Source organism: Nocardioides luteus (assembly GCF_000960475.2).
Lineage (GTDB): Bacteria > Actinomycetota > Actinomycetes > Propionibacteriales > Nocardioidaceae > Nocardioides > Nocardioides luteus_A.
In genome coordinates, this window is sequence record NZ_JZDQ02000027.1 from 67,097 (window position 1) to 92,796 (window position 25,700).

At 71.7% G+C, this 25,700-nt stretch carries 26 protein-coding genes; 22 read left to right on the forward strand and 4 right to left on the reverse strand.

Features of this window, described 5'->3' with window-relative positions:
• Window positions 1–17: 17 nt before the first annotated feature.
• From UG56_RS18745 to UG56_RS18765, 5 genes are all read left to right on the forward strand, one after another.
• Entirely contained in the window at window positions 18–1,133 is a 1,116-nt protein-coding gene (locus UG56_RS18745; RefSeq protein WP_045550779.1) for an oxygenase MpaB family protein, read from the forward strand.
• A 100-nt stretch (window positions 1,134–1,233) separates the two neighbouring features.
• Window positions 1,234–3,786 (forward strand): helix-turn-helix transcriptional regulator, encoded by a 2,553-nt coding sequence (locus tag UG56_RS18750; protein ID WP_071327190.1) that lies wholly within the window; start codon window positions 1,234–1,236, stop codon window positions 3,784–3,786.
• A gap of 66 nt (window positions 3,787–3,852) precedes the next feature.
• Window positions 3,853–4,314 (forward strand): cupin domain-containing protein, encoded by a 462-nt coding sequence (locus tag UG56_RS18755; protein WP_045551298.1) that lies wholly within the window; start codon window positions 3,853–3,855, stop codon window positions 4,312–4,314.
• Window positions 4,315–4,350: 36 nt separating this feature from the next.
• Complete coding sequence (locus UG56_RS18760; protein WP_305728741.1) at window positions 4,351–5,532, forward strand: cytochrome P450; 1,182 nt, start codon at window positions 4,351–4,353, stop codon at window positions 5,530–5,532.
• Complete coding sequence (locus UG56_RS18765; RefSeq protein WP_045551296.1) at window positions 5,529–6,086, forward strand: TetR/AcrR family transcriptional regulator; 558 nt, start codon at window positions 5,529–5,531, stop codon at window positions 6,084–6,086. Before UG56_RS18760 ends, UG56_RS18765 begins: the two co-directional genes overlap by 4 nt.
• Here UG56_RS18765 and UG56_RS18770 read toward each other — a convergent pair.
• Entirely contained in the window at window positions 6,060–6,779 is a 720-nt protein-coding gene (locus UG56_RS18770) for a TetR/AcrR family transcriptional regulator (RefSeq protein ID WP_045551295.1), read from the reverse strand. The genes UG56_RS18765 and UG56_RS18770 overlap by 27 nt on opposite strands.
• 90 nt (window positions 6,780–6,869) lie before the next feature.
• Between UG56_RS18770 and UG56_RS18775 the strand changes: the two genes are divergently transcribed.
• Entirely contained in the window at window positions 6,870–7,214 is a 345-nt protein-coding gene (locus UG56_RS18775) for a DoxX family protein (protein ID WP_045551294.1), read from the forward strand.
• 21 nt (window positions 7,215–7,235) lie between these two features.
• On the opposite strand, the gene UG56_RS18780 is transcribed toward UG56_RS18775, so the two are convergent.
• On the reverse strand, window positions 7,236–7,814 hold the full coding sequence (locus tag UG56_RS18780) for a PadR family transcriptional regulator (RefSeq protein WP_045551293.1): 579 nt from the start codon (window positions 7,812–7,814) through the stop codon (window positions 7,236–7,238).
• A 16-nt stretch (window positions 7,815–7,830) separates the two neighbouring features.
• On the opposite strand from UG56_RS18780, the gene UG56_RS18785 reads away from it, so the two are divergent.
• Entirely contained in the window at window positions 7,831–8,676 is an 846-nt protein-coding gene (locus tag UG56_RS18785; RefSeq protein ID WP_084101284.1) for an alpha/beta hydrolase, read from the forward strand.
• Here the strand turns inward: UG56_RS18785 and UG56_RS18790 are convergent.
• On the reverse strand, window positions 8,654–9,445 hold the full coding sequence (locus UG56_RS18790; protein WP_045551301.1) for an IclR family transcriptional regulator: 792 nt from the start codon (window positions 9,443–9,445) through the stop codon (window positions 8,654–8,656). The genes UG56_RS18785 and UG56_RS18790 overlap by 23 nt on opposite strands.
• Window positions 9,446–9,583: 138 nt before the next feature.
• Here UG56_RS18790 and UG56_RS18795 point away from each other — a divergent pair, with 138 nt between their 5' ends.
• From UG56_RS18795 to UG56_RS18865, 15 genes are all read left to right on the forward strand, one after another.
• Window positions 9,584–10,879, forward strand: a complete 1,296-nt coding sequence (locus UG56_RS18795) for an MFS transporter (protein WP_045551291.1) — start codon at window positions 9,584–9,586, stop codon at window positions 10,877–10,879.
• A complete protein-coding gene (locus UG56_RS18800) occupies window positions 10,876–11,619 on the forward strand; it encodes a fumarylacetoacetate hydrolase family protein (RefSeq protein ID WP_045551290.1) in 744 nt (247 codons plus the stop codon). Before UG56_RS18795 ends, UG56_RS18800 begins: the two co-directional genes overlap by 4 nt.
• Window positions 11,616–12,569, forward strand: a complete 954-nt coding sequence (locus UG56_RS18805; RefSeq protein ID WP_045551289.1) for a sugar kinase — start codon at window positions 11,616–11,618, stop codon at window positions 12,567–12,569. The genes UG56_RS18800 and UG56_RS18805 overlap by 4 nt, the downstream gene beginning before the upstream one ends.
• 5 nt (window positions 12,570–12,574) lie before the next feature.
• Window positions 12,575–13,531 carry a 2-hydroxyacid dehydrogenase gene (locus UG56_RS18810; protein WP_071327191.1) on the forward strand — a complete coding sequence of 319 codons (957 nt, stop codon included), beginning with the start codon at window positions 12,575–12,577 and terminating at the stop codon, window positions 13,529–13,531.
• Window positions 13,532–13,620: 89 nt separating this feature from the next.
• Window positions 13,621–13,725: a mycofactocin precursor MftA gene (gene mftA, locus UG56_RS18815; protein WP_071327192.1), complete on the forward strand. Its 105-nt coding sequence runs from the start codon at window positions 13,621–13,623 to the stop codon at window positions 13,723–13,725.
• A complete protein-coding gene (mftB, locus tag UG56_RS18820) occupies window positions 13,725–14,009 on the forward strand; it encodes a mycofactocin biosynthesis chaperone MftB (protein ID WP_008355688.1) in 285 nt (94 codons plus the stop codon). The genes mftA and mftB overlap by 1 nt, the downstream gene beginning before the upstream one ends.
• On the forward strand, window positions 14,006–15,238 hold the full coding sequence (gene mftC, locus UG56_RS18825) for a mycofactocin radical SAM maturase (RefSeq protein WP_045551839.1): 1,233 nt from the start codon (window positions 14,006–14,008) through the stop codon (window positions 15,236–15,238). Before mftB ends, mftC begins: the two co-directional genes overlap by 4 nt.
• Window positions 15,235–16,431: a pre-mycofactocin synthase MftD gene (gene mftD / locus UG56_RS18830; protein WP_045551838.1), complete on the forward strand. Its 1,197-nt coding sequence runs from the start codon at window positions 15,235–15,237 to the stop codon at window positions 16,429–16,431. Before mftC ends, mftD begins: the two co-directional genes overlap by 4 nt.
• Window positions 16,415–17,110: a mycofactocin biosynthesis peptidyl-dipeptidase MftE gene (gene mftE / locus UG56_RS18835; protein WP_045551837.1), complete on the forward strand. Its 696-nt coding sequence runs from the start codon at window positions 16,415–16,417 to the stop codon at window positions 17,108–17,110. Before mftD ends, mftE begins: the two co-directional genes overlap by 17 nt.
• A 13-nt stretch (window positions 17,111–17,123) precedes the next feature.
• The gene (gene mftF / locus UG56_RS18840; protein ID WP_071327193.1) at window positions 17,124–18,518 is read left to right on the forward strand and encodes a mycofactocin biosynthesis glycosyltransferase MftF; all 1,395 of its coding nucleotides are present in this window, start codon (window positions 17,124–17,126) and stop codon (window positions 18,516–18,518) included.
• Between the two features lie 101 nt (window positions 18,519–18,619).
• Complete coding sequence (gene mdo / locus UG56_RS18845; RefSeq protein ID WP_045548126.1) at window positions 18,620–19,912, forward strand: NDMA-dependent methanol dehydrogenase; 1,293 nt, start codon at window positions 18,620–18,622, stop codon at window positions 19,910–19,912.
• Between the two features lie 84 nt (window positions 19,913–19,996).
• The gene (locus UG56_RS18850; protein WP_008355704.1) at window positions 19,997–21,190 is read left to right on the forward strand and encodes an AAA family ATPase; all 1,194 of its coding nucleotides are present in this window, start codon (window positions 19,997–19,999) and stop codon (window positions 21,188–21,190) included.
• 19 nt (window positions 21,191–21,209) lie between these two features.
• Window positions 21,210–22,730 (forward strand): VWA domain-containing protein, encoded by a 1,521-nt coding sequence (locus tag UG56_RS18855; protein ID WP_045548127.1) that lies wholly within the window; start codon window positions 21,210–21,212, stop codon window positions 22,728–22,730.
• Window positions 22,727–23,647: a mycofactocin oligosaccharide methyltransferase MftM gene (gene mftM, locus UG56_RS18860; protein WP_045548128.1), complete on the forward strand. Its 921-nt coding sequence runs from the start codon at window positions 22,727–22,729 to the stop codon at window positions 23,645–23,647. Before UG56_RS18855 ends, mftM begins: the two co-directional genes overlap by 4 nt.
• Window positions 23,648–23,889: 242 nt before the next feature.
• Entirely contained in the window at window positions 23,890–24,495 is a 606-nt protein-coding gene (locus tag UG56_RS18865) for an acetate uptake transporter (RefSeq protein WP_084101286.1), read from the forward strand.
• A 261-nt stretch (window positions 24,496–24,756) separates the two neighbouring features.
• Here the strand turns inward: UG56_RS18865 and UG56_RS18870 are convergent.
• A partial coding sequence (locus UG56_RS18870) for an HNH endonuclease signature motif containing protein (RefSeq protein ID WP_084101288.1) occupies window positions 24,757–25,700 on the reverse strand: 944 nt, incomplete at its 5' end.

Here is a 25,700-nt window from a genome sequence, read left to right on the forward strand (position 1 = left end):
CAAAGAGGAGGAGAACGATGGTGTTCGGCGTCCGGACGCGTAAGCAGCTGATGAAGCAGTACGAGCCCATGGCCGACTACGGGTTCCTCGGCCCCGACTCGGTCGCCTGGAAGGTGTGGGGCCATCCGACCTCGTACGTCCTGGGTTTCGCTCGTTCGGTCACGATCGAGCACTTCGACCCGAACCTCGCCGCCGCCGTCGTCCAGTCCGGCGGCGTGAAGTACCGGCCCTCGACCCGCTACGGCCGCACGCTGCGCTACTTCGCGATGCAGCTCTTCGCCGGCGCCGAGCAGACCTGCCGGGCCGCCGACGTGCTGGTCAAGGTGCACTCGAAGGCGATCGGCCACGACCCGGTGACGGGCGGTGAGTACGACGCCAACAAGCCGTCCTCGCAGCTGTGGATCCACATGACGGCGTGGCACTCGATCCTCAAGTGCTACGAGATGTTCGGCCCCGGCCGCCTCTCCGAGGACGAGGAGAACCAGTTCTGGGCCGAGTGCCGCGAGATCGCCAAGCTGCAGACGATCGACCCCAGCACGGTGCCGGCCAGCCGTGAGGAGGTGCACCGGTACTTCGAGGACTGGCGTCCGCACCTGGCCGCGTCCGAGGCGGCGCAGGACATGATCCACTTCATCATCCCGCTGAAGGTCGCGCTTCCCCCGGGTATGCCGGCCTGGCAGAAGGCGCTCCTCGCGCCCGCGATGTGGGTGATGAGCAAGGGGGTCATCTCGACCTATCCCCGTTACATGCGCGAGATGGCCAACCTCCGCCAGGGGCCGCTCCTCGACGCCGCGGTGCGGATCCCGAACAAGCTCCTCCACGCCCTCCTCTTCCGCTCGCTCAACGCCCGGCTCGCCCTCTTCGGCCTGCTCGCGCCGCAGGCCACGCCGGTCGCGGCGCCGGCCATCCTCCGCATCCCGCCGTTGAGCGACAAGGTGTGGGAGGTGCGTGAGGCCCAGGCCCACTTCGGCTTCGACATCCCGAGCGCGGCGCACCCTGACCTGCGGGCCAAGCAGCGCGAGCGGGTCTTCGACAAGGGCGAGAGTCCCAGTGACGAGGGGCTGCTGGAGTCCGAGCAGCACATCGGTGTGCTGGACGTGCACGAAGCGGCCCGCGTCGGGCGCGCCTCCTAGAGGAGCCGGTACGGCGCTCCGCTGCGCAGGGGGTGGCGGAGCGCCCCGGTGCCGCATTTTGAGTGATGCGCGCGGGGAACCGGGTCGCTAGCCTGACGCCATGGAGCGGCCGTGGCCGCTGACCGGGCGGGACGACGAGCTGCGCAGGGTGGCGACGGCGATCCGGCCCGGTGCGGCGGGCGTCATCGTTGCGGGTCCGGCCGGGGTGGGGAAGACCCGGCTCGCCCGCGAGGCCCTGGCGGATTCCGTACGCCGCGGGAAGACCGTCGTGCTCGCCCAGGGCAGCACGGCCGCCCGCCCGTTCCCGCTGGGCGCGTTCGCCGGGCTGCTCGACGTACCTCCCGGCGAGGCGGCCGAGACGATCGGGCGGGCGCTGGACGAGCTCGCCCGGCAGCTGCCGCTCGTGCTGGCGGTCGACGACGCCCACCTGCTCGACGAGCACTCGGCGATCGTGGTGCACCGGGTGGTGGCCCGGCGGCTGGCCCCGGTGCTGATCACGCTGCGTACCGGGGAGACCGCGCCCGACGTCGTCACCTCGCTGTGGAAGGACGACCATCTTCCGCGCCTGGACCTGGCCCCGCTGGATGCCGAGGAGAGCACCCGGCTGATCGCCCGGGTGCTCGGCGGTCCGGTCGACACCGCCTCCGCGCACCGGCTCTGGACGATGACCGAGGGCAGCCCGCTCTTCCTGCGGCACCTGCTGGCCGGGGAGGTGGGGGCGGGACGGTTCACCGCGGCGTCCGGGATCTGGCGCTGGACCAGCGAGCCGGCGATCTCGCCGGAGCTCGCGAGCCTGCTGGAGCGTGAGATCGGGGACCTCCCGGCCGGGGTGCGCGACGTCGTCGACGTGGTCGCCCTGGCCGAGCCGGTGGCCGTCCCGACGCTCTCCGCGCTGACCTCGGTGGAGGATCTCGAGGAGGCGGAGAGCCGCGGGCTGGTGCGTACCGACGGGGTGGTCGCGCGGCTCGCGCACCCCCTCTACGGCGAGGTACGCCGCGCCGCGATGGGCACCCTGCGCGCCCGCCGCCTCCGCGGCCGGGTGGCGCAGACCCTCGACCCCGAGCCGGACCCGATCCCCCGCGCCGTGCTCACCCTCGACTCCGACCTGCCACCGGAGCCGGAGCTGTTCCTGCGGGCCGCGGAGGCGGCGACCCGGATGTACGACCTGCCTCTGGCCGAGCGGCTGGCCCGTGCGGCGGCCGGCACCGGCGACCTGGCCGCGCGGGTGGTGCACGCCGCCGCGCTCTCCTGGCTCAGCCGCGGTGAGGAGGCCGAGGCGATCCACCTGGACGTCGCCGCCCGCGCGCCGGACCCCGGGCTGCTCGCGCTGGTGCAGCTGCACCGCGCCGGCAACCTGCTCTTCACGATGGGCCGCCCCGCGGAGGCCCGCCAGGCGCTGGCCGCCGCCGAGGCCACCGGCGCCGCCCCGGCCCACGTCGCTGCGATGTCGCTCGTCCTCGACGTGGCCGACGGCGAGCTCGCAGCCGTCCTCGATCGCGCACCACAGCTGCTGCGCGGCGACCTTCCCGACGACCTGGCCGGCATCCTGGTCGCCAGCGCCGCCTCCGCGGTGGCCGCCGTCACCGGCGCGCACGGGCTCCTCGACGAGGCCGCGGTCGTCGGCGGGCTGACCGCCGACCGGGTGCCGACCGTCATCCCCGGCTTCGGGCTCGCCGACTTCCAGGTCCTCGGCCACCGCCTCGCCGGCACCCCGAACAGGGGCGCCGATCTCGCCCGGCGCATGCGCGCGGCGTCCGCCGACCTGCCCGGGCCGGCCCGGCTGATGGGCCTCGTCGTCGCAGGTCATGCCGCACTCGCCGGTGGCTGCGTACGCGACGCGCTGGTCCCGTTGCGGGAGGCATGGGCGGGGTTCGAGGGATCGGGCCACGAGTTCGGCTTCCGGTGCCGTACGTTGCTCGCCACCGCCCTGGCCCAGGCCGGTCGACCGGCGGAGGCCGCTCCCCTCCTGGCCGGCGTCGCTGCCGGGCACCATCCGGCGTACCGGCTCTACCTGCCCGACGATCTCCTCGCGCGAGCGTGGGGTGCGGCCGCGGAGGGAGCGACGACCGAGGCGGTCGGGCACGCGGTCGCGGCGGCCGAGCTGGCTCGGGAGGCGGGCTCGCCGGCGTACGAGGTCCTCGCCTGGCAGACCGCGGTGCAGCTCGGCGGTGCGACCGCGACGGCGACCCGCCGCCTGGCCTCGCTCGCCGGGATCGGCCCGCGGGCCGAGGTGGCGCTGGCCCATGCCAGGGCGTGGGCCGCTGAGGACGGTGACGCGCTGCTCCAGGTGGCGAGCGCCTGGGACCGACTCGGCGATCTCGTCGCCGCGGGCGATGCGGCTGCGCAGGCCGCCGACGTGCGGCGCCGCGCGGGACGGCAGGGATCGGCGCTGACCGCGGCGGCGATCGCCGAGAAGCTGGCCGAGAGGTCGGGCGCCCGCACGCCGGCGCTCGAGCTCGCGGCCCGGCCGCTGCCGCTGACCGTCCGCGAGCGCGAGATCGCCGCGCTGGCCGCTCGGGGCCTCTCGAACAAGGACATCGCCGCCCGGCTGACGCTGTCGGTGCGGACCGTCGAGGGGCACCTCTACCGGGCCGGTCACAAGCTCGGCGTCTCCGAGCGGTCGGCGCTGACCGACGTCCTCGGAGTCGAGTAGCGCGCTACTCGCACCGCGCCCGCTCCTGCGGCGGATGCTGAGACGCACCCGACCGAAGGAGGAGTCATGAGCACCACCTACGTACGGCCCGGCGAGGGCCGGCACTACCCGATGATCGATGGCGACCACGTCGCGAAGGCCGCCGTCAAGGACGACCTCGGGGCTTTCGAGGTCTTCGAGGTGACCGCCCCGGCCGCGCCGATGGCGCCCCCGCACGTCTCACCGTGGAGCGGGGTGCTGTACCTGCTCGAGGGCAGGGCCACGGCGTACGTCGACGGCACACCGTACGACGTGGAGCCGGGCGGGCTGGTCGTCTTCCCCGCCGGCGTCCCGGCCACCTTCGAGGTCGTCGGCGACTCGGCGCGCTTCCTCGCGATCGTCACCGGCGACCGCGCCGGACGCTTCTTCGCCGACTTCTCCACCTCCGTCCGTGCGGACCTGCCGCCGGCGGACTCGATGGCGGCGATCCTGTCGGTCACGGAGCGCCACGGCGTCGCGCTCGCCGGAACCCAACCCTTGACAAACTAACGCAGTGTGTTGATTCTGTGAGACATGATAAGCGATGTGTCTCACAGGGTCACCGCGTACGTCCCTCCGACCGGGCCGTCCTGGGCCGACCCGTGGCCGATGTACGCCGCGCTGCGCGAGCAGGACCCGGTCCATCACGTCGCGAGGGGTGACTACTGGGTCCTTACCAGGCACGACGACGTCTTCGCGGCGGTGCGCGACCACGAGACGTTCAGCTCGGCCGGGGGCCTGACCACGGCTCATGACGAGCTCGGGCAGCTCGGCATGGCCGACAACCCGCCGATGGTGATGACCGATCCGCCGACCCACACCGCCTTCCGGAAGCTGGTGAACCGTGGGTTCACGCCCAAGCAGGTCGAGGACGTGACGCCTCGGGTCACCCGGTTCGTCGTCGAGCGCATCGATGCGATCCGGGCGGCCGGCGGCGGTGACATCGTCGCCGAGCTGTTCAAGCCGCTGCCGAGCATGGTCGTGGCGCACTATCTCGGCGTTCCCGAGGAGGACTGGGGGCGCTTCGACGTCTGGACCGAGGCGATCGTCGCGGCCAACGCGGCCCAGGACGAGAGCATCGGAGCCGGTGCCGCCGCCGAGCTCATGGGCTACTTCGCCGAGCTGATCGAGCGACGCCGCCGCGAGCCCGGCGACGACACCGTCTCCCACCTCGTCGCCGCCGGCGAGGCCGACGACGACGCCGGTCTGCTGCGGGTGCTCGCCTTCGCCTTCACCATGGTCGCCGGCGGCAACGACACCACGACCGGGCTGCTGGGTGGTGGCCTGCCGCTGCTGGCGGACCGGACCGACCAGCGTGAGCTGGCGTTGCAGGACGTCCCGGCCGCGGTCGAGGAGCTGCTGCGGCTCACCTCGCCCGTCCAGGGCCTCGCCCGCACCACGACCCGTGACGTCACGCTCCACGACGTCACGATCCCCGCGGGCGCGAAGGTCCTGCTCTGCTACGCCGCGGCCAACCGCGACCCGCGCGTCTTCGGTGCCGACGCCGAGGAGCTCGACGTCACCCGGAACCCTCGGCAGATCCTGACGTTCGCCCACGGCGCGCACCACTGCCTGGGCGCTGCCGCCGCCCGGATGATGGGCCGGGTGACCCTCACCGAGATACTCACCCGGATGCCGTCCTTCACCGTCGACCACGACTCCCTCGAGTGGGCGCCGGGGAGCTACGTACGCAGGCCCGTCAGCCTCCACGTCGAGGTGACCGGATGAGTTGGCTGGAGGCCGAGCGGATGGAGATGGCCGCCGAGCGGATCCTCGACGCCGCCGGCGCGCTCTTCGTGGAGCGCGGTGTCGACGGGCCCGGCATGGACGAGGTCGCCCGCGCGGCCGGCTGCTCGCGGGCGACGCTGTATCGCTACTTCGAGAACCGGCAGGCCCTGATCCACGCCTTCGCCCACCGCGAGGCGCGGCAGATCACCAAGCAGGTCGGTCAGGCCGTGGCTGACGTCTCTGACCAGCGGCGGCGCGTGGTCGAGGCCGTCCTGGCCTGCCTCGCCGCCGTCCGCGAGCGGCCCCACCTCGCCGCCTGGTACGCCGGTGACAGCACCCTCCTGCGCGAGGTGCTCCGCGACTCCCCGATCATCCGAGGTTCCGCCCAGGCCTTCCTCGCGGCCGACGACGACGATCCCGATCTCGCCGACTGGGTCCTGCGCATCATCCTGTCGTTCCTCAGCGAGCCCGGCGACGACGAGGCGCAGGAGCGCCGCCTGCTGGAGCGGTTCCTCCTGCCGCGGTCCTCAGGTCGCCCGGCCGCGACGCCGTGACCGGGCGCTCGGGACCAGCAGGCTGAGCAGGACCTGGCGCGGGGTGAGCGGCGGTACGTCGATCGGGTGGGCACCCTCGGGGCGGAACGCGTCGAGGTAGAAGGCCAGGTTGCGCCGCCAGGCCTGGGGGGCGGCGGCTCCGGTCACCTCGACGACCTTGCTGTGGGAGAGGACGACGAAGAGCAGGTCCTCGGGGACCATGTCGGAGCGGACCACGCCGGCGTCGACCGCGCGGCGGACCACGGCCTCGACGGCCTGCTGGATCTCCGTACGCAGGACGGCGAGCTCGGAGCCGCCCTCGAAGTGGGTGGACATCAGGTTCACGTAGCCGGAGGCGGCGGCCTCGAGCTCGCAGCTGGCGGTGAGATAGGCGACCAGGCCGTCCCACGGGTCGTCGGCGGCCAACGCCGCTTGGGCGGTGGCGAGATGGGCCTGCAGGGGTTCGGTGAGGACCGACGTCCAGAGCTCGAGGCGGTCGGGGAAGTGGCGGTAGAGGGTGCCGGAGCCGACGCTGGCCTCGGCAGCGATGTGGTCGAGCGGCGCGTGGATCCCGTCGCGCTGGAAGACGGCCTGGGCCGCCGCGACGATCCGCTCGCGGTTGCGGATGCTGTCGCGGCGCTCGGCCCGCGCCGGCCGACGGGGTCGAGCCCGGGGTCGGTCCGGTCGTTCGTCGTCATCCTTCGGGCACCCCATGGCGCCAGCCTACGACGGGCGCGGGAATACCGGGGACTACTCTCCGCTTCTATACCGGAGACATCAGTCCGGATCATCTAGGAGACCACCATGTTCATCGCCACGCTCGTCCTGAGCATCCTGTTCGCGCTGCTGCTGCTGTTCTCGGCGTACGGCAAGCTGACCCACAACCCCGCCCAGGCCGAGACGCTGGAGAAGGTCGGCGCCACCCGGATCGTGCCGATCCTGGCGCTGCTCGAGATCGCCGGCGCGGCCGGTCTGATCATCGGCCTGTTCTGGTGGCCGCTCGGGGTCGCGGCCGCGGTCGGCACGTTGCTGTACTTCCTCGGCGCCGTCATCGCGCACGTCCGTGTGCGGGACACCCAGATCGCTCCGGCGGCCGTGTTCGCGGTGGTCTCGGTGGCGATCATCGCGCTGCGTACGGTCTCGGCCTGAGCGTGGCCGGGATGCGCGCGGCTACCCGTGCCGCTCGGCGGACGCTAGCTCCGCGCGCATCCAGGCACACCACTCCAAGGCCGTACGCTGCGACCGGATGCCGCCCTCGAGCGTGATCCGGCTGGCGAACAGCGGGTTCGAGGGATCACGGGTCCCCGGGTCCTCGGCGATCTCGGCCAGCTCCGCGAGATAGCGGTTGAGGGCGCTCCGGTGGGTCGCTTCCAGCCGGCCGACCAGGTCGTCGGCCGCGGCGGGGTCGACGGCCCAGACGGACCAGAGGCGGAGGACCTCCAGGTCGCGGACGGGCTGCGGCTCGAGGTCGCCGACGACCCAGGCCGCGAGCGCCTCCCGACCCGCACCGGTGATCCGGTAGCGCTTCGTCGGCCGCGGACCGGCGCCGTCGATGACCTCGTGCTCGACCAGCCCGGCGGCCTCGAGACGGTTCAGCTCCGGGTAGATCTGCGAGTGGCGAGCCGTCCAGAAGTAGCCGATCGGCTGCCGCATCCGCTGCGCGACCTCATAGCCCGTGCTCTCCCGTCTGGCCAGCAGGCCGAGGATCGCGAAGCCGAGGTTGGAAGTGGCTGCACCGGGAGCTGGCATATGTCAATATTGACATATGAAGAGAGTGAAGCGGGCAGCGGCCTGCGCGGCGGTCGCGAGCATGCTGCTGGTCGGCTGCGGGGCGGAGAGCGATGCCGGGAACGGCGAGGCAGCGGACGGGGAGAGCAGCGCGGCCTCGGCGGACTCGACGGCGCAGTCGGGGCCGGTCCTGCCCTCGAAAGGTCCGTACATCAAGGGCGAGCTCGGTGGTTGCTTCCTGCCGAAGACCGATGCCTCGGTGGAGCCGATGCAGGTCACCGGTCCGAAGCTCACGCTGCCGGCCATCCGCTTCTCGCCGCCGGTGGGCACGCGGCCGTCGGCGGTGCTGGTGATGCTGCACCAGACCGACGGTGACCGCTGCGGCTGGGGTGACTTCGCGATCCTGGCGGCCCTGCAGGGCGTCGCCGGTCTGTCCTACGACCAGTGCGGCTACGCCGCCGCCCGCTGCTCCATCGAGGACCTCGACGACCCGGTTCCGCAGGTGCGGGCCGCGCTGGCCGAGGTCGAGAAGCAGTGGCCGGGGGTGCCGGTCGTGCTCGTCGGGGCCTCGATGGGAGGCAGCCAGACGGTGCGGGCCGCCGCCGCCGGCGTGGACGTCGACGGCTGGGTGGACCTGTCGGGGCCGTCGACCTGGGCCGACGTGGAGCTGGCCTCGGTCGCCGGCAGGATCCGGACGCCGGGCCTGGTCGCCATCTCCGAGGACACCGACGGTGCCGACGAGGCGGCCGCCGCCCAGGCCTTGGCGCAGGCCACCTCCTCGACCTTCGTGCCCGCCGAGGTGGGACACGGCTGGGATCTCGTCGTCGAGGACGACCGCCTCACCGAGATCGGTCAGCAGATCATCGCGTACGCCGCGAGGTGATCGGCAGCACGATCGCGAGCCGCTGCGCGGCTGCCTGGAGATGAGGGAGCAGCTCGATCATCCGGGCCATCTCCATCCGGTAGGACGGCGCGGCGATCGAGACGGCGGCGACGGCGTGGCCGTCGGGGTCGAGGACGGGGACGCCGAGCGCGCGGATGCCGATCTCGTGCTCCTCGTCGGCGACGGCGTACTGCTGCTCGCGCACCTGGTCGATCATCTCTGCGAACGCGGCGCGGTCGGAGATCGTGTGGGGCGTCTTCGCGATCAGGTCCAGGTCGTCGACGAGACCCTTCCGCTCGGCGTCGGGGGCGAACGCCACCAGCACCTTGCCCATCGACGTGCAGTGCAGCGGCCCGAGTGCGCCGGGGGTGCCGATCACGCTGACCTGCTGAGGTCCCTGGACGTGGTGGACGTAGAGCTGGTTGTGGGCCGAGCGGACCGACATCAGTGAGGTCTCGCGCGTCTGCTCGGTGAGCTCCTCCAGCGCGGGCAGCGCCGAGCCGGCGAAGCCGCGCCGGTGGGCGACGTACTGGGCCAGGGAGAAGACCTTGAGCCCGAGGGAGTAGCGCTTGCTGTCCTCGTCGAAGGTCGCGAAGCCGTCGCGGATCAGCGCAGCCGCCAGCCGGTGGCAGGTGCTGAGCGGGAAGCCGGTCTCGCGGCTGAGCGTGGAGAGCGGGACGCCCGAGGGATAGGCGCTGAGGTGGTCCAGCAGGAGCAGTGCCTTGCCGACCATGTCGCGCTTGGTCTCGGCGTCGGTCGTGTCGTCCATGGCCGCCATTCTTCCATATCGTGGAAGCGATATCTGAAACATGGAAGGAACTCGTTGACGGGCTGATGTGGTGGCCGCCACACTCGCATGGTGAAAGTGACTTCCGCCACGCGGGAGTGTGGAGCGAAAGGACCCCCCATGACCACCTCCGACCTCCGCGCCGATTCCGGCGCGACGATCGGCACGCAGCGCTGGGCGCGCCTGCTGCCGATCGTCTTCATCACCTACAGCCTCGCCTACCTCGATCGCTCCAACTTCTCCATCGGCATCGCCGGCGGGATGGCCGAGGAGCTCGAGATCACGCCCGCGGTCTCCGCGCTGATCGGCGCGGCGTTCTTCCTCGGCTACTTCGCCTTCCAGATCCCGGGCGCGATTTACGCCGAGCGCCGCAGCGTACGGTCGCTGATCTTCTGGAGCCTCCTCGCCTGGGGTGTGCTCGCCTCGGTGCAGGGGCTGCTCAGCTCGGCGACCGCCCTGATCGTCGTACGTTTCCTGATCGGTGTCGTCGAGGCCGCGGTGCTGCCGGCGATGGTGATCTTCCTGAGCCACTGGTTCACCAGCCGCGAGCGCGGCCGTGCCAACACCTTCCTGATCCTCGGCAACCCGGTCACCGTGCTGTGGCTGACGGTCGTGTCCGGCTTCCTCATCGAGGCGACCGACTGGCGGTGGATGTTCATCATCGAGGGCCTGCCCGCGGTCGCCTGGGCGTTCGTCTTCCGGGCCATGGTCAGCGACCACCCCCAGCAGGCGACGTGGCTCGACCCCGCCGAGCGCGACGCCGTCGTCGAGCAGATCGACCAGGAGCAGCGGGCGCTGACGCCGGTCAAGGGCTACGGCGAGGCCTTCCGGTCGCGCAACGTCATCCTGCTCTCGCTGCAGTACTTCCTGTGGAGCGTCGGCGTCTACGGTTTCGTCTTCTGGCTGCCCTCGATCGTGAAGGCCGCCTCGGGTGAGGGCATCGGGATGTCCGGGCTCATCTCCGCGATCCCGTACGTCCTCGCGGTCGTGCTGATGGTCCTCAACAGTCGCGCCTCCGACCGTGCCGGGACGCGCGGCCGGTTCGTGTGGCCGTGGCTGCTGATCGGTGCGGTGGCGTTCTACGGCTCCTACCTGCTCGGTCCCGACCAGTTCTGGCTCTCGTTCATCCTGCTCACCCTCGCCGGTGGCGCGATGTACGCGCCCTACGGTCCGTACTTCGCGCAGATCCCCGAGTTCCTGCCGCGGAACGTGGCCGGCGCGGCGATCGCGCTGATCAACTCCTTCGGTGCGCTCGGCGGGTTCGCGGGCAGCTACCTGGTGGGGTGGCTGAACGGCACCACCGGCAGCACCGACGCGTCGTTCCTGCTGATGGCGGGCTGCCTGGCGCTGGCCGCCGTGGTGATGCTGCTGGTCAAGGCGCCGGCCGCGGAGCCGGCGTCGGAGCCCGCTCGATGAGGATCGCCCGGATCGAGCATCCGGACGGGATCGACCATGCCGTGGTCGAGGCCGACGGCTACCGGCTCGTCGAGGACGTGTTCGCCGACGAGATCCGGTGCCTGGACACGAGGGTGGGCTTCGCTGATGCCCGGCTGCTGGCCCCGGTCGAGCCGCGCACGGTGGTCGGGATGGCCCACAACACCGGGCCGGGCGACCGGCTGCTGCCGCCGCAGGCGTTCCTCAAGCCGGCCCGGTCCGTGATCGGCCCCGGCGATCCGGTGCCGGTCTCGGCCGACCTCGGCCTGGTCCACGCGGAGGCCGAGCTCGCGGTCGTGATCGGGGGCTCGGGCGCGATCCTCGGTTACACCGTCGCGAACGACGTCACCGCGCGCGACCTGCAGGCCCAGGACTCGCTGTGGACACAGGCCAAGGGGCAGCGGGGGTTCACCCCGCTCGGCCCCTGGATCGAGACGGATCTCGACCCGGCCGGAGCGGTCGTCGGTCTCGAGGTCGGCGACGCGGCCGCGCCGCCGGCCGGCACTGACCGGCTGGCCCGGGGCGTCGCCGAGGTGGTGGCGTGGGTCAGCGGCTTCCTCCCGCTCGGACCGGGCGACGTGATCCTGACCGGCGCGCCCGGCGCGAGCCTGCCGATCCGGCCCGGACAGCAGGTCACCGCCCGCGTCGACGGCATCGGGGAGCTGGTCAATCCGGTGGTCGAGGGCGTTCGGGAGCGGCGTACGGAGAGGGGTGCGGCATGAGCGGCATCGATGTGGTCACCTTCGGTGAGGCGATGGCGATGTTCGTCGCCCAGGAGAGCGGGCCGCTGCACCGGGCGGCGACGTTCGTCCGGGCGACCGCCGGGGCCGAGACCAACGTGGCGACCGGGCTGGCCCGGCTGGGCCATCGGTCCGGCTGGGTCGGACGCCTGGGCGACGACCCGCTCGGCCTGTTCGTCGAGGAGGAGCTCCGCGGCTGCGGCGTCGATCTCACCCGGGTCGAGATCGACCACTCTGCGCCAACCGGTTTCCAGCTGAAGTCGCGGGCCGATGGTGGCGACCCGGAGGTGGTCTATTTCCGGCGCGGGTCGGCGGGGAGCCGGCTGGCGTGGAGCGAGCCGATGGCGGCGTACGTCTCCTCCGCGCGTCACCTCCACCTGACCGGCATCCCGCTGGCGATCTCCGAGACGGCGCGGGACTTCGCCTTCCAGGCGGTGGCCGCGGCTCGCGCGGGCGGCGCGAGCGTGTCGTTCGACCCGAACCTGCGGCCGTCGCTGTGGGCGAGCGAGCAGGAGATGGTCGCGGTCGTGAACGAGGTCGCGGCGCTCGCCGACTGGGTGCTCCCGGGGGTCGAGGAGGGCCGGGTGCTGACCGGCCACAGCGACCCCGAGTCCATCGCAGAGCACTATCTTGCCGCGGGTGTCACGCGCGTGATCGTGAAGAACGGCTGCCACGGAGCCGTCGCCTTCGGCCCGGAGGGCACCGTCCGCCGCCCGGCGTTCCAGGTGGCGGTGGTGGATACCGTCGGCGCCGGAGACGGGTTCGCCGCCGGACTGATCAGCGCCCACCTGGACGGTCTGGAGATCGGCCAGGCGCTCGAGCGGGCCGCCGCCGTCGGTGCGTTGGCCACGACCTCGGCCGGCGACAAGGACGGGCTGCCCGACCGGGAGCGGCTGGAGCGCTTCCTCGCGACCAGCTCGGTCTTTGCCTGAGATCCATGACAGCGACGAAAGGAAACAGCTCGATGCGCGTACTCGTGCCATGGGCCCACCTCGAGGACCAGATGGGCGGCTGGCCCGACGGCCTGCAGGTGGAGGTCTTCGATGGCACCGGCGACCCGCCGGCAGACCTCTCCGACGTGGCGTTCTACGTGCTGCCGTACGGGGTCAGCGCCGGGCGCGACCTGCTGCCGCGGATGCCTGCGCTCCGTGCCGTACAGAGCCTGAGTGCGGGGGTGGAGAAGGTCATCCCGCTCATCGGGCCCGAGGTCACGCTCTGCAACGGGCGCGGCCTGCACGACGCCAGCGCCGCCGAGCACGGGCTCGGCCTGATCCTCGCCGCCCAGCGGGAGCTGCCCCGCTGGGTGCGCGACCAGGACGCCGGCCGCTGGCAGCCGGAGCACACCCGGTCGCTGGCCGACTCGCGGGTGGTGATCGTCGGGTACGGATCGATCGGTGCCGCCCTCGAACGGCGTCTGCTCGCGTGCGAGGCCGAGGTCGTGAGGGTCGCGTCGAAGGCGGATCCTGGTCGGGACGTTCACGGTGTGGACGAGCTGCCGGCGTTGCTGCCCGCCGCCGACATCGTGGTGCTGACGCTCCCCGAGAACCCCGGCACGATCGGCCTGATCGGCGCCGAGCAGCTCGCGCTGCTGCCCGACGGCGCGCTCGTGGTGAACATCGGCCGCGGCCGCACCCTCGACACCGGCGCGCTCCTCGCCGAGCTGTCCACCGGCAGGCTGCGGGCGGCGCTCGACGTCGTCGACCCCGAGCCGCTCCCCGCCGGCCATCCGCTGTGGTCGGCGGCCGGTGCCATCGTGACCCCGCACGTCGGCGGCGGTGCGGCGACCTTCTACCCGCGCGCCGAGCGGCTGGTGGCGGAGCAGCTGCGGCGCTTCGCCGACGGACGCCCGCTGCTCAACGTGGTGCCTCGATCGGGAGCACCGACACCTCCCTGATCCTGCCCGCAAGACTCTCCGATCGGGGAGGTTGCTGCGCTCACGCCGTTACTAATGTGCGGACGGTCACAACGTGAGAGGAGCAGCAGATGGAACCCCAGAACGAGTCGAACCCGGTCGACATCACCAGCGACGTCGCCACCGAGGACCTCATCGAGGAGGTCTCGATCGACGGAATGTGCGGCGTCTACTGATGCCCGATCGCATGCTCGAGGAGCCGTGGACACTCTCGCCCTCGGTGGCGCTGCGTCCCGAGCCCTTCGGGGCGCTGGCCTACCACTTCGGCAACCGGAAGCTGACCTTCCTCAAGCGGCCGGAGCTGGTCGAGGTGGTCCGGCTCCTCGAGCATCACCCCCGTCTCGGCAGCGCGCTCGACGCGGCCGGCATCCCGCCGGAGCAGCACGACGCGTACGCAGCGGCGCTCCGCGCGCTCGCCGAGACCGACATGATCCGCCCCCGCCACCAGGAGGCAGTGTGACCATCGCACCTGAACGCCCCAGCACTCCCCAGGCCCGTCCCGAAGGCGGCAGCCTCGTCGAGCAGTTCGAGTTCGGGCTCGACGCCCCGATCTGCCTGACCTGGGAGCTGACGTACGCCTGCAACCTCGAGTGCGCCCATTGCCTGTCGAGCTCGGGCCGGCGCGACCCGCGCGAGCTCAGCACCGAGCAGTGCAAGGCCGTCATCGACGAGCTGCAGCGCATGCAGATCTTCTACGTGAACATCGGCGGCGGGGAGCCGACGATCCGCCCCGACTTCTGGGAGCTCGTGGAGTACGCCGTCGACCACCAGGTCGGCGTGAAGTTCTCCACCAACGGCTTCCGGATCACCCCCGAGCGGGCCGCGTTCCTGGCCTCGACGGACTATGTCGACGTACAGATCTCCCTGGACGGCGCGACGGCGGAGGTCAACGACCGGGTCCGCGGCGCGGGTTCGTACGACACCGCGCTGAAGGCGCTGGCGAACCTCCGCGACGCCGGCTTCTCCGACGCCAAGATCTCCGTGGTCTGCACCCGGGAGAACATCGGCCAGCTCGATGACTTCAAGGCCATCGCCGACGAGTACGGCGCCACCCTGCGCCTCACCCGGCTGCGCCCCTCGGGTCGCGGTGCCGACGTCTGGGACGAGCTGCACCCCCTTCCCGAGCAGCAGCGTGAGCTCTACGACTGGCTGATGGCGCACGGCGACAACGTCCTCACCGGGGACTCCTTCTTCCACCTCGCCGCCTACGGCGAGTCGCTCCCGGGCCTCAACCTGTGCGGCGCCGGACGGGTGGTGTGCCTGATCGACCCGATCGGCGACGTCTACGCCTGCCCGTTCGCGATCCACGACCAGTTCCTGGCCGGCAACCTGCTCGGCGAGGGCGGTTTCCAGGAGGTCTGGCAGTCGTCGCCGCTGTTCACCGAGCTGCGCTCGCCGCAGACCGGCGGTGCCTGCACGAAGTGCCAGCACTTCGACGCCTGCCGCGGTGGCTGCATGGCCGCCAAGTTCTTCACCGGACTGCCGCTGGACGGCCCGGACCCCGAGTGCGTCCAGGGCTACGGCGAGACCGCGCTGGCCGGCGACCGGCTCGTCCCGCAGGCGAGCAAGGACCACTCCCGCAGCCAGGCCAGCCGCAACGCACCGGTGCTGCTCAATCTCGGAGCCACCAGGCGGCGCCCCGTCTCCGCCTGCAACGAGGACCCGCTCGCCGGAGGTGACCTGTCGTGAAGAACCCATGGAAGAAGAACCCGTGGTTCGAGTCGGTGGCGGTGGCTCAGGAACGTGCCCGCCGCAGGCTGCCGAAACCGGTCTACGGTGCCCTGGTCGCCGGCTCCGAGCGCGGCCAGAGCATGACCGACAATCAGGCCGCCTTCGCCGAGCTCGGCTGGGCACCTCACGTCGTCGGGCAGCACGCCAAGCGTGACCTCGGCACGACCGTCTTCGGCCACTCCGTCCCGCTCCCGGTCCTGATCAGCCCCACCGGGGTCCAGGCCGTCGATCCCGACGGCGAGGTCGCGGTCGCCCGGGCGGCCGCTGCCCGCGGCACCATCATGGGGCTGTCCAACTTCGCCTCGCGGTCGGTGGAGGACGTCACCGCGACCGGTGCGACCACGTTCTTCCAGATGTACTGGACCGGCGACCGCGACACCATCGTCCAGCGCATGCAGCGCGCGCACGCCGCCGGCGCCCAGGGACTGATCGCCACCCTCGACTGGTCGTTCTCGATGGGCCGCGACTGGGGCAGTCCCGAGATCCCGGAGAAGGTCGACCTGCGCACGATGATGCGGCTGGCGCCGCAGGTGGCGACCCGGCCGCGGTGGGCGTGGCAGTTCGGGCGTACGGGCTCCTTCCCGGACCTGACCGCGCCCAACCTCGCCCCGCCGGGCGGGAGCGCGCCGACGTTCTTCGGTGCCTACTACGAGTGGATGACCACCCCGCCGCCGACCTGGGACGACGTCGCCTGGATGCGCGAGCAGTGGCAGCAGATCAGCGGCACCCCGTTCGTCCTCAAGGGCGTGTGCCGGGTCGACGACGCGCTCCGCGCGGTCGATGCCGGGGTCGCGGGCATCTCGGTCTCCAACCACGGCGGGAACAACCTGGACGGCACCCCGGCCGCGATCCGGATGGTCAAGCCGATCGCCGACCGCGTCGGCGACCAGGTCGACGTGGTGATGGACGGAGGCGTACGCCGCGGCTCGGACGTCGTCAAGGCGCTCGCGCTCGGGGCGAAGGCCGTGCTGATCGGCCGCGCCTACCTGTGGGGACTCGCCGCCAACGGTCAGGCCGGGGTCGAGAACGTCCTCGACGTGCTCAGCGGCGGCATCGACTCGGCGCTGCGCGGGCTCGCGCTCGGGTCGGTCACCGAGCTGCGGCCGGAGCACCTGATCGTCCCGGACGGCTTCCATGTACACGCTGGGTGACGCCACCTGGCCGCAGGTGCGCCGGGGCACGGTCCTGCTGGTGCCGGTCGGCTCGCTGGAGCAGCACGGGCCGCACCTGCCCTTCGACACCGACACCACCATCGCGTCGGCGGTCACGCAGGGGGTGGCCGACCGGCTGGCGGAGCAGGGTGTCGAGAGCTGGGTGGCGCCACCGATAGCGATCGGCTCGAGCGGCGAGCACCAGTCCTTCGCCGGCACCGTGTCGATCGGCAGCGATGCGCTCCACCTGGTCGTGGTCGAGCTGGTCCGCTCGGCCCGCACCTGGGCCGAGCGGGTCGTGCTGGTCAACGGCCACGGTGGCAACGCGGCCGCGCTGACCAGCGCGGTCAACCAGCTCGCCTTCGAGGGGCAGTCGGCGTGCTGGCTGCCGTGCCGCACCGAGGAGTTCGACCTGCACGCGGGCCGCACCGAGACGTCCCTGATGCTGCACCTCCGCCCGGAGGCCGTCCACATGGACCTGGCCGAGCCCGGCGACACCCGGCCACTCGCCGAGATCCTCCCCGCGATGCGGGCCGGCGGGGTCGCGGCGGTCTCCGCCAACGGCGTCCTCGGCGACCCGACGGGCGCCACGGCCGCGGAAGGCGCCGAGGCGCTCGCCCTGATGATCGAGCAGACCACCATGGACGTGCTGGCTCCCGGCGGCGTGGCCGTGGGATGAACCCCTCGCGCCCGTGAGATACCCGATCGGCTTCCGGGCCCGCATCCGGGATGACGTACGCCGCATCGACGGGCGCCTGCTCGTCGGCGGCTCGCCCCTGCGTGCCGTCCGGCTCACCCGGGCGGCCCTGGCGCTGCTGGCCGACGGCGAGGTCACCGTGGTCGACGCGGTGACCGACGCGCTCGCCGCCAGGCTCGTCGACGGAAACCTGGCCGACCCGGTGCTCGACGGGCCCGGGGTGGAGCCGGCGGAGCTGACCGTCGTGATCCCGGTGCGGGACCGGCCCGAACAGCTCGACCGCGCGCTCTCCTCGCTGGGAGCCCTCCATCGCATCGTCGTCGACGACGCCTCGCTCGACCCCGAAGCCGTCGCGAGGGTCGCCCACCGCCACGGCGCCCATCTCGTGCAGCTCACGCGGAACGTCGGCCCCGCCGGCGCGCGCAACGCCGGCCTGCGGGCCGTCCGCACCCGGTTCGTCGCGTTCGTCGACTCCGACGTCACGGTCGAGGCGAGCACACTCCTGAACCTCACCCGCCACTTCGCCGACAGCCGCGTCGCGCTGGTCGCGCCGCTGGTCCGCAGCCGCGCCCGCAGCCGGGAACCGCGGTGGTTCGAGCGCTTCGACGAGGACGACTCCTCCCTAGCCCTCGGCACCCGGGCCTGCGTCGTGCGGCCCGGCGCGGCGGTGGGCTGGCTGCCCAGCGCGTGCCTGGTGGGACGTACGGAACGGCTCGGGGCGGGGTTCGAGGAGACGATGCGGGTGGGCGAGGACGTCGATCTGGTCTGGCGGCTGGTCGAGGCCGGCGAGGTGGTCCGCTACGACCCCGAGCAGGTCGCCTGGCACGACACCCGCACCACCGTCAGCGGCTGGCTGGGCCGCAAGTACCTCTACGGCACCGGCGGCGCCGACCTCGCCGTGCGGCACGGCCGCAAGGGCGCCCCGGCGGTGATGACGGCGAGCATGGCGGCCACCGCGGCGGCGCTGCTGGTGCGCCGCCGGTGGTCGCTCCCGGTCGCCGCCGCCGGGATCGCCTACGGCGTCCTCTCGCTGCGACGACGGCTGCCCGAGACCCCCGGACGGGACCGGCTCGCGGTCCAGCTCTGTGCTCAGGGCCTCGGCTGGACGGTCCGCCAGGAGGCTGCGCTGCTGCTGCGGCACTGGTGGCCGCTGACCGTGCTCCTCGCGCCGCGCAGCGCGCTGATCCGGCGTGCCCTGGCCGCCTCGCTGGTCGTCGACGTGGTCGTCGCCCAGGTCGACAACCCCGGCACCAGATACCGCCCGCTGGCCCGGCGGCTCGACGACATGGCGTACGGCGCAGGCCTCTGGGCCGGCGCGATCAGAGCGCGTTCGGTGACCTGTCTGCTGCCGCGCCGACCCGGCCAGGGAGGCACCTCTCCCAACGGGTAGGTAGCCCCCTCCCGGGCCGGGCTGTTTCCCGTTCCTCGCCTGTTCGCGGCTCTGTCGCCGTACCTAATGTGCTGAGCGTCACACACCAACGGAGGTTTGCCATGCAGGTCGACGAACTACTCAAGCCCTTCCCCATCAAGGAGTTCCACCCCTTCCCCCGAGCCCTCATGGGCCCCGGCGCTCACGAGATGATCGGGCCCGAGGCTCTCAAGATGGGCTTCCGCAAGACACTCGTGATGACGTCCGGCCTGCGCGGCACGGACATCGTCAACAAGATCGTCGAGTCGATGAAGTACCACGGCCTCGAGGTCGTCGTGTACGACAAGGTCGAGTCCAACCCCAAGGACTACAACGTCATGGACTCGGTCAAGCTCTACCAGGAGAACGAGTGCGACTCGTTCGTCTCCATCGGTGGCGGCTCGTCGCACGACGCCTGCAAGGGCGCGCGCATCTCGGTCGCCCACGACGGCCGCAACGTCAACGAGTTCGAGGGCTTCAACATGTCCGAGAACCCGAAGAACCCGCCGCACATCGCGGTCTCGACCACGGCCGGCACCGGTTCGGAGACGTCCTGGGCGTACGTCATCACCGACACGACCACCGACCCGGACAACCCGCACAAGTACGTCGCCTTCGACGACGCCTCGGTGGCCAGCCTGGCGATCGACGACCCGGTGCTCTACTACGACTGCCCGGTCGACTACACCGCGCAGTGCGGCTTCGACGTCCTGGCGCACGCCAGCGAGCCGTACGTCTCCCGGATCAACTTCCAGCCGTCGCTCGGCAACGCGCTGCACGCGATCAAGCTGACCTCGGAGAACCTGCGTCAGGCGGTCTGGAACGGCACGGACCTCGGTGGCCGTGAGGGGATGATGTACGCCCAGTACATCGCCGCCCAGGCGTTCAACTCAGGCGGCCTCGGCATCATCCACTCGATCAGCCACGCGGTGAGCGCCTTCTACGACACCCACCACGGCCTCAACAACGCGATCGCGCTGCCGCGGGTCTGGGCGTTCAACATGCCCACGCACTACAAGCGGTTCGCCGACATCGCCCGCGCGATGGGCGTCGACACCCACGGTATGACCGACGTGCAGGCCGCTGACGCGGCGCTCGCCGCGGCCATCCGTCTGCTGCGCGACGTCGGCATCACCGAGCGCTTCGTGGACGTCAAGCAGGACACGTACTCGAAGAACCGGCTCGGCCAGGGCCCGACGGCCTACTACGCCAACGCCAAGGAGATCGTCGGTGACGACTCGGACGTCGACCGGATCACCAACCACGTCCTCGGTGACGCCTGCACGCCGGGCAACGCCAAGGAGTGCACGTTCGAGACCGTACGTCCGGTGGTCGACCACTGCCTGAACGGCGACCTGGACGACCTGCTCAGCTGATCCACCCAGCGTGGCGGGCCCGGCCCCGGGAAATACACCGTCGGGCCCGCCACACCGGCCCACCCACCACCTCGAGGAGTGCACGTGTCGACCACCACCGAACCGACCCAGGGTTTCACCGACGTCGAGGACACCCGCGCCCAGCTGGCGGCGTGCGGCTACCTCGCCGACGATCGGCTCGCCACCACGGTGTTCCTGCAGACCAGGCTGGAGAAGCCGGTCCTGCTCGAGGGCCCGGCGGGCGTCGGCAAGACCCAGCTGGCGGAGAGCCTCGCGACCGCGACCGGGCGCCGCCTGATCCGGCTGCAGTGCTACGAGGGCCAGGACGAGACCAAGGCGCTCTACGAGTGGGACTACGGCAAGCAGCTGCTCTACACCCAGATCCTGCGCGAGAAGATCGGCCAGGTCGTCGAGGACGCCGCCGACCTCAACGAGGCCGTCGAGCGGATCGCCAAGCAGGACTCGGTCTTCTTCTCGCAGCGCTTCCTGGCCGCCCGGCCGCTGCTCGAGGCGATCGACTCCGACACCCCCGTCGTGCTCCTCATCGACGAGGTCGACCGCGCCGACGAGGCCCTGGAGGCGGTGCTGCTCGAGCTGCTCGCGGAGTTCCAGATCTCCATCCCCGAGGTCGGCACGATCACCGCCAAGACCATGCCGTACGTCGTGCTGACCTCGAACAACACCCGCGACCTCTCCGCCGCGCTCAAGCGCCGCTGCCTGCACCTCTTCCTCGACTACCCCGACGCGGTCCGTGAGCTGGAGATCATCCGGTCCAAGGAGACCGGCCTCGCCGACTCGCTCGCGGCCCGGCTCGTCGACATCGTCCGCGGCATCCGCGAGCTCGAGCTGCGCAAGGCGCCGAGCATCTCCGAGACCGTCGACTGGGCTCGTACGCTGGCGGTGCTCGGCGTCGAGGAGCTCACCGCCGACGTGCTCTCCACGACGCTGAACGTGGTCGTGAAGTACGAGCGCGACCTGAAGCGGGTCATGGACGCGCTGCCGCGGCTGGTCGACCCGAACGCCGAGGTGCCCGACCATCTGCACGGCCATGGTCACGGGCACGGCCACGGGCATGGCCACTCCCACGCGCCGGCTGCGGAGGACCGTGTCGAGGACGACGTCGACGGCCGCGCCGAGCGGAAGGCGAAGGACCAGCCCGGCCGGCACAACGCGGGCTACTACGGCGGTGCCGGCGGCACCGGGCCACGTACGGCACCCGCGGTGTCCACGAGCCAGGGCACCCGGGCGTTCCCGTCGACCCGCAAGCGCCCGGTCTGAGGCGGGAGCGAGGCCCGACATGGAGACCGCACTGCACCGCTTCATCCGGCTGCTCCGGCTCTACGGCGTACGCGTGAGCACCGCCGAGGTGATCGACGCGATGCACGCGGTCGCCCAGCCCGGCGTGCTCGAGCAGCGCCATCTGCTTCACGCCGCGCTGACCGCGAGCCTGGTCAAGGACCGCCGCGACCTGGACACGTTCGACCTGGTCTTCGACCGGTTCTTCGGACTGCGTCCGGTCGTCGAGGAGACCGACGAGCACGGGCACACCCACGACGACCTCTCCGACGACGGGCAGCTGACCGACTTCACGCTCTCCGAGGAGCCGGGCGAGGTGCCGGAGGACGGGCACAGCCACGGCAAGCCGGACGACATCAAGGAGTACTTCAAGCCCGAGGACATGGCGCAGCGCTACAACCTCCACCAGGAGGCCAACAAGATCGACATCGCCGCGCTGACCGACGAGATCGTCCTCTCCAACGACCCGAAGTCGAGCCCCGGCGAGGCCGCGCGGGTCCAGCTCTCGACCAGCCGGATGCACAACCCGGGCAACCCGGGCGAGCTGATCCGCGACGCCGGCATGCAGCTCGACACCGAGCTGTCCGTGCAGGAGGAGATCGCGCTGCTGAGCTGGCTCGAGGAGCGGGAACCCGACGGCAGCATCGACGACGACGATGACCTCGCCGAGCTGCGCAAGGCGCTGGCCCCGTGGCTGGCGACGCTTCCCGAGCGGATCCGCGACCACCTCGAGCGGCTGATGAGCATGGAGCGCGAGATCGAGTCGCGCGAGATCCAGGCGGCGCAGGCCGAGACCGTGGCCGAGCACGATCGTGCCGCGCTGGAGGAGTCGCTGCGGCGGCTGCTCAGGAAGCTCCACGGAGCCCCGCGCCCGCGGCGTACGGTCGCCGCCCGCGGCATCGTCGACGGTCGCCGGACGATGCGCACCAACATGAAGTACGACGGCGTGCCGTTCCGGCCGGTCACCGTCGCGAAGGCGCACGACCGGCCGCGGCTGCTCGTGCTCTGCGACGTCTCCCTGTCCGTACGCTCCACCGCCCGCTTCACGCTGCACCTGCTCCACAGCCTGCAGTCGGTGGCCACCTCCGTCCGGTCCTTCGCGTTCGTGAAGGACCTGGTCGAGATCACCGACCTGTTCGCCGAGCACCGGATCGAGGACGCGCTGTCCCTGGTGCTGTCGGGGCTGCCGGCCGGCGGGGTGCTCGACGTCGATGCCGACTCGGACTACGGCTCCTCGTTCGAGCAGTTCCTCGAGCAGTTCGGCTCGGCCGTGAACCGGCGGACCACGCTGCTGGTCCTCGGCGATGGCCGGGGCAACGGCAAAGACCCGGGCTTCGCCGCGTTCGAGGAGCTCACCCGGCGGGCCCGCTCGACGATCTGGCTCACTCCCGAGCCGCGCTACTCCTGGGCGCTCGGCGGCTGCGACCTGCCGGAGTACGCCGAGTGGTGCGACAAGGTCCAGGTCGTCCGCAACCTGCGCGGGCTGGACAACGTCACCCAGACGATGTCGGTCGGCCGATGACCATCCCGCCCGGCGAGCTGGCCGTGATCGACGCGCTGCGGGCCGGGCCGGAGGCGGGCGTCTACCGCGACGAGGTGGTCAGCGTCCGGGCCTGGCAGGGCCCACGCCCGCGGCGCCATCTCGGCACGATCCGCACCCGCCACTTCGACGTCCACCGCGAGGGTCACCAGGTCCATCTGGTCCACTGCCTGCGGGAGGATCAGATCGACGACGACCTCTCCGGGCTGCTGGCCGAGGAGCTGTTCCAGCCCGGATGGCTGCGTGGTCCGGACCTGTTCGAGCGGCTCTTCACCGGTGTCGTGGTCAGCAGCGCGCCCGACCCGGAGCAGGCCTGGGCGGCGTTCTACCGCAACACGCTGCGGCACGTGGAGCAGGCGTTGCACCGGCCCGGTCAGGCTGCCGTGGCGCACGGAACCATCGCCGAGTACGCCCCCGTCTACCGCTTCGTCGAGCAGCAGCTGGCCGCAGGCTCGGTCCTCGAGGTCGGCTGCTGCTTCGGCTTCCTCTCGCTGCGGCTGGCCTCCGCGGGACGGGACGTGACCGCCTCCGACCTCTCCGCCGGCACCGTGACGCTGCTGAGCGCCGCCGCATCCCGGCTGGAGGTGCCGCTGGCCACGCGGGCGGCCGACGCCACCCGGCTGCCGTGGGCCGACGGCGCCGCGGACAACGTGCTGCTGATCCACCTGCTCGAGCACATCGAGCCGGGCCTCGGTGACCGGGCGGTCGCCGAGGCGATCCGGGTGGCGCGCCGCCGGGTCGTCATCGCCGTACCCCTCGAGGACGAGCCCGACGAGACCTGGGGACACGTCCGCACGGTGTCGCTGGACGACCTCGCCGCTTGGGGCGAGGCCTCGGGGCACCCGTACCGGGTCGTCGAGCACCACGGTGGCTGGCTCGTCATCGACACCGACCGCTGATCGCTCCTCCCCGGTCGACCTGTCCGTCGGCGACGCGCATCGCACGACGTCCTCCCGATGCCGCGTCAGGCCTGGTCAGAGACAGGTCCGACCTGTCCGTCGGCCGCACGCAACCGGGCTTCGGGCCTACCCGTGGGCAGGCGTGCGACCGCCCACTCGGCGGGTCTGCCGGTGTGTCGTACGTCACTACGTTGTGAGGACCGTAGCCCAGCCGGGCGACGGTCGACTCCCTGGAGGAACTCATGACGAACACATCCATCGATGCAGAGGTGCTGACCACTCCGACAGCCGCTCCTACGACGTGGGGCGACCCGTTCCCGCTCGGCCTGGCCAGCTTCGGGATCTCGGCGCTCGTCCTGTCCACCGTGATGTCGGGGATCGTGGACCCGGCCGCCCTGCCGGCGGTACTGCCCCTCGCGCTGGCGCTGGGCTTCGCGACCGAGCTCGTGGCCGGCCTGGTCCACTTCCGGCGGGGCGAGACGTTCCCTGCCCTGGTGTTCACCGCGTACGCCGGGTTCTGGCTCTCCTATGCGCTGCTCGTGCAGTTCTACGGCCCGATGGTGACCGCGGGCGGTGCCGCGATCACCGGGATGTTCCTGCTCGCCTGGGCGCTGTTCACGACCTACATGCTGCTGGCGGCGCTGCGCACCAACACCACGACGATCGTGATCTTCGTGCTCCTGGCCGGCGTCTTCTACCTCGCGGCCTTCGGGTCGTTCCTCGGCAGCGCCGGCCTCGGCAAGACCGCCGGCTACGTGCTGATCCTGGACGCCCTGGTCGCGCTCTACGCCTCGGCGGCGATCATCGTGAACACCACCTGGGACCGCACCGTTCTCCCCGTGCCGTGACGTGGTTCGGGCCGGCGGCGTTCACCGTCGTGGGGTGCCCGTCATCTCGAGCGATCCCGGTATGAGCCGCTCCCGGATCCGCCCATGCACGCGATCGTGTCGTGTCGGTGCAGATGCCTCACCAGACCGTCGGCCAGAAGCGGGACAGACGCGCCGACCCGACGGCTGTAGGTGGGGCAGATGCGCCGACTCGGCCGGTTCTGGTGGGGCAGATGCGCCGGGTCGGGGAGTGTGTTGGTGGGCTGGATCTGACCGGTCGGTTTAGGTGCGTCTGGTGAAACGAATCTGGCCGTTGGGGAGGCGTTCGTGGAGGTAGGTGGGGTCGTGGGCGCGGTGGTGGTGATGGGAGCAGAGGAGTGCGGCGTTGTCGAGGTCGGTCGCACCTCCATTGGCCCAGGCGATCCAGTGGTGGGCTTCGGCCCAGGTGCCGGGGATGTCGCAGCCCTCGGCCTCGCAGGTGGCTGATCTGAGGAGGAGGGCGCGGCGTTGGGCGGCGGTGAAGAGGCGTTCCTTACGACCCAGGTCGAGGACCTCGGAGTCACCGCCGAGAACGGCGGGGATGATGCCTGCGGTGCAGGCCAGGCGCCGTGCTTCGGCGGCGGTGATCGGGCTGCCGCCGAGGACCTGGGCGATGCCGACCTCGGTGCGGAGCTGGTCGAGGGCGATGGTCACGATCACGGTGGTGGCGTCCCCGCCATGGATCGGCAGCCGGGCCGGGTCGAGGGTCTCCAGGAGCTGGCAGAACGCGAGCCCGAGGCGGCGGTGGTAGGGCAGGTAGTCGCCGGTCTCTGTGCGGGTGCCGTCCTCGCGGCGGGGTGAGGCGAAGGCCTCCAGGTTGGTCGCGAGCCGGTCCGCGGCCGCGTCCGGGACCACGGCCGCGATCCGGGTGGTGCCGTCCCCGAGGCGGCGCATGCTCAGCCGGGTCTTCTTGCGGGCGTGGGCTTCCTCGGCGGCAAGGCGTCGAGCTTCTTCGGCCTCGGCGATCTCGGGGGCGATGACCTCCAGGATCCGCCGTCCCAGGCGGCGGAGCTGGGTGGGGTCGAACTGGGTGGCGTAGGCGAGGAGGGTCTCCTCGGCCTTGGTCTTGATCTCGACATCGAGGTCGGCCGGGAGGTCATCGAGCGCCGCGACGATCACGGCGGCTTGGGCGGGGTTACATCGACCACTGCGCATCGCGGCCGCGACCAGGCCGTAGGACCGGTCCA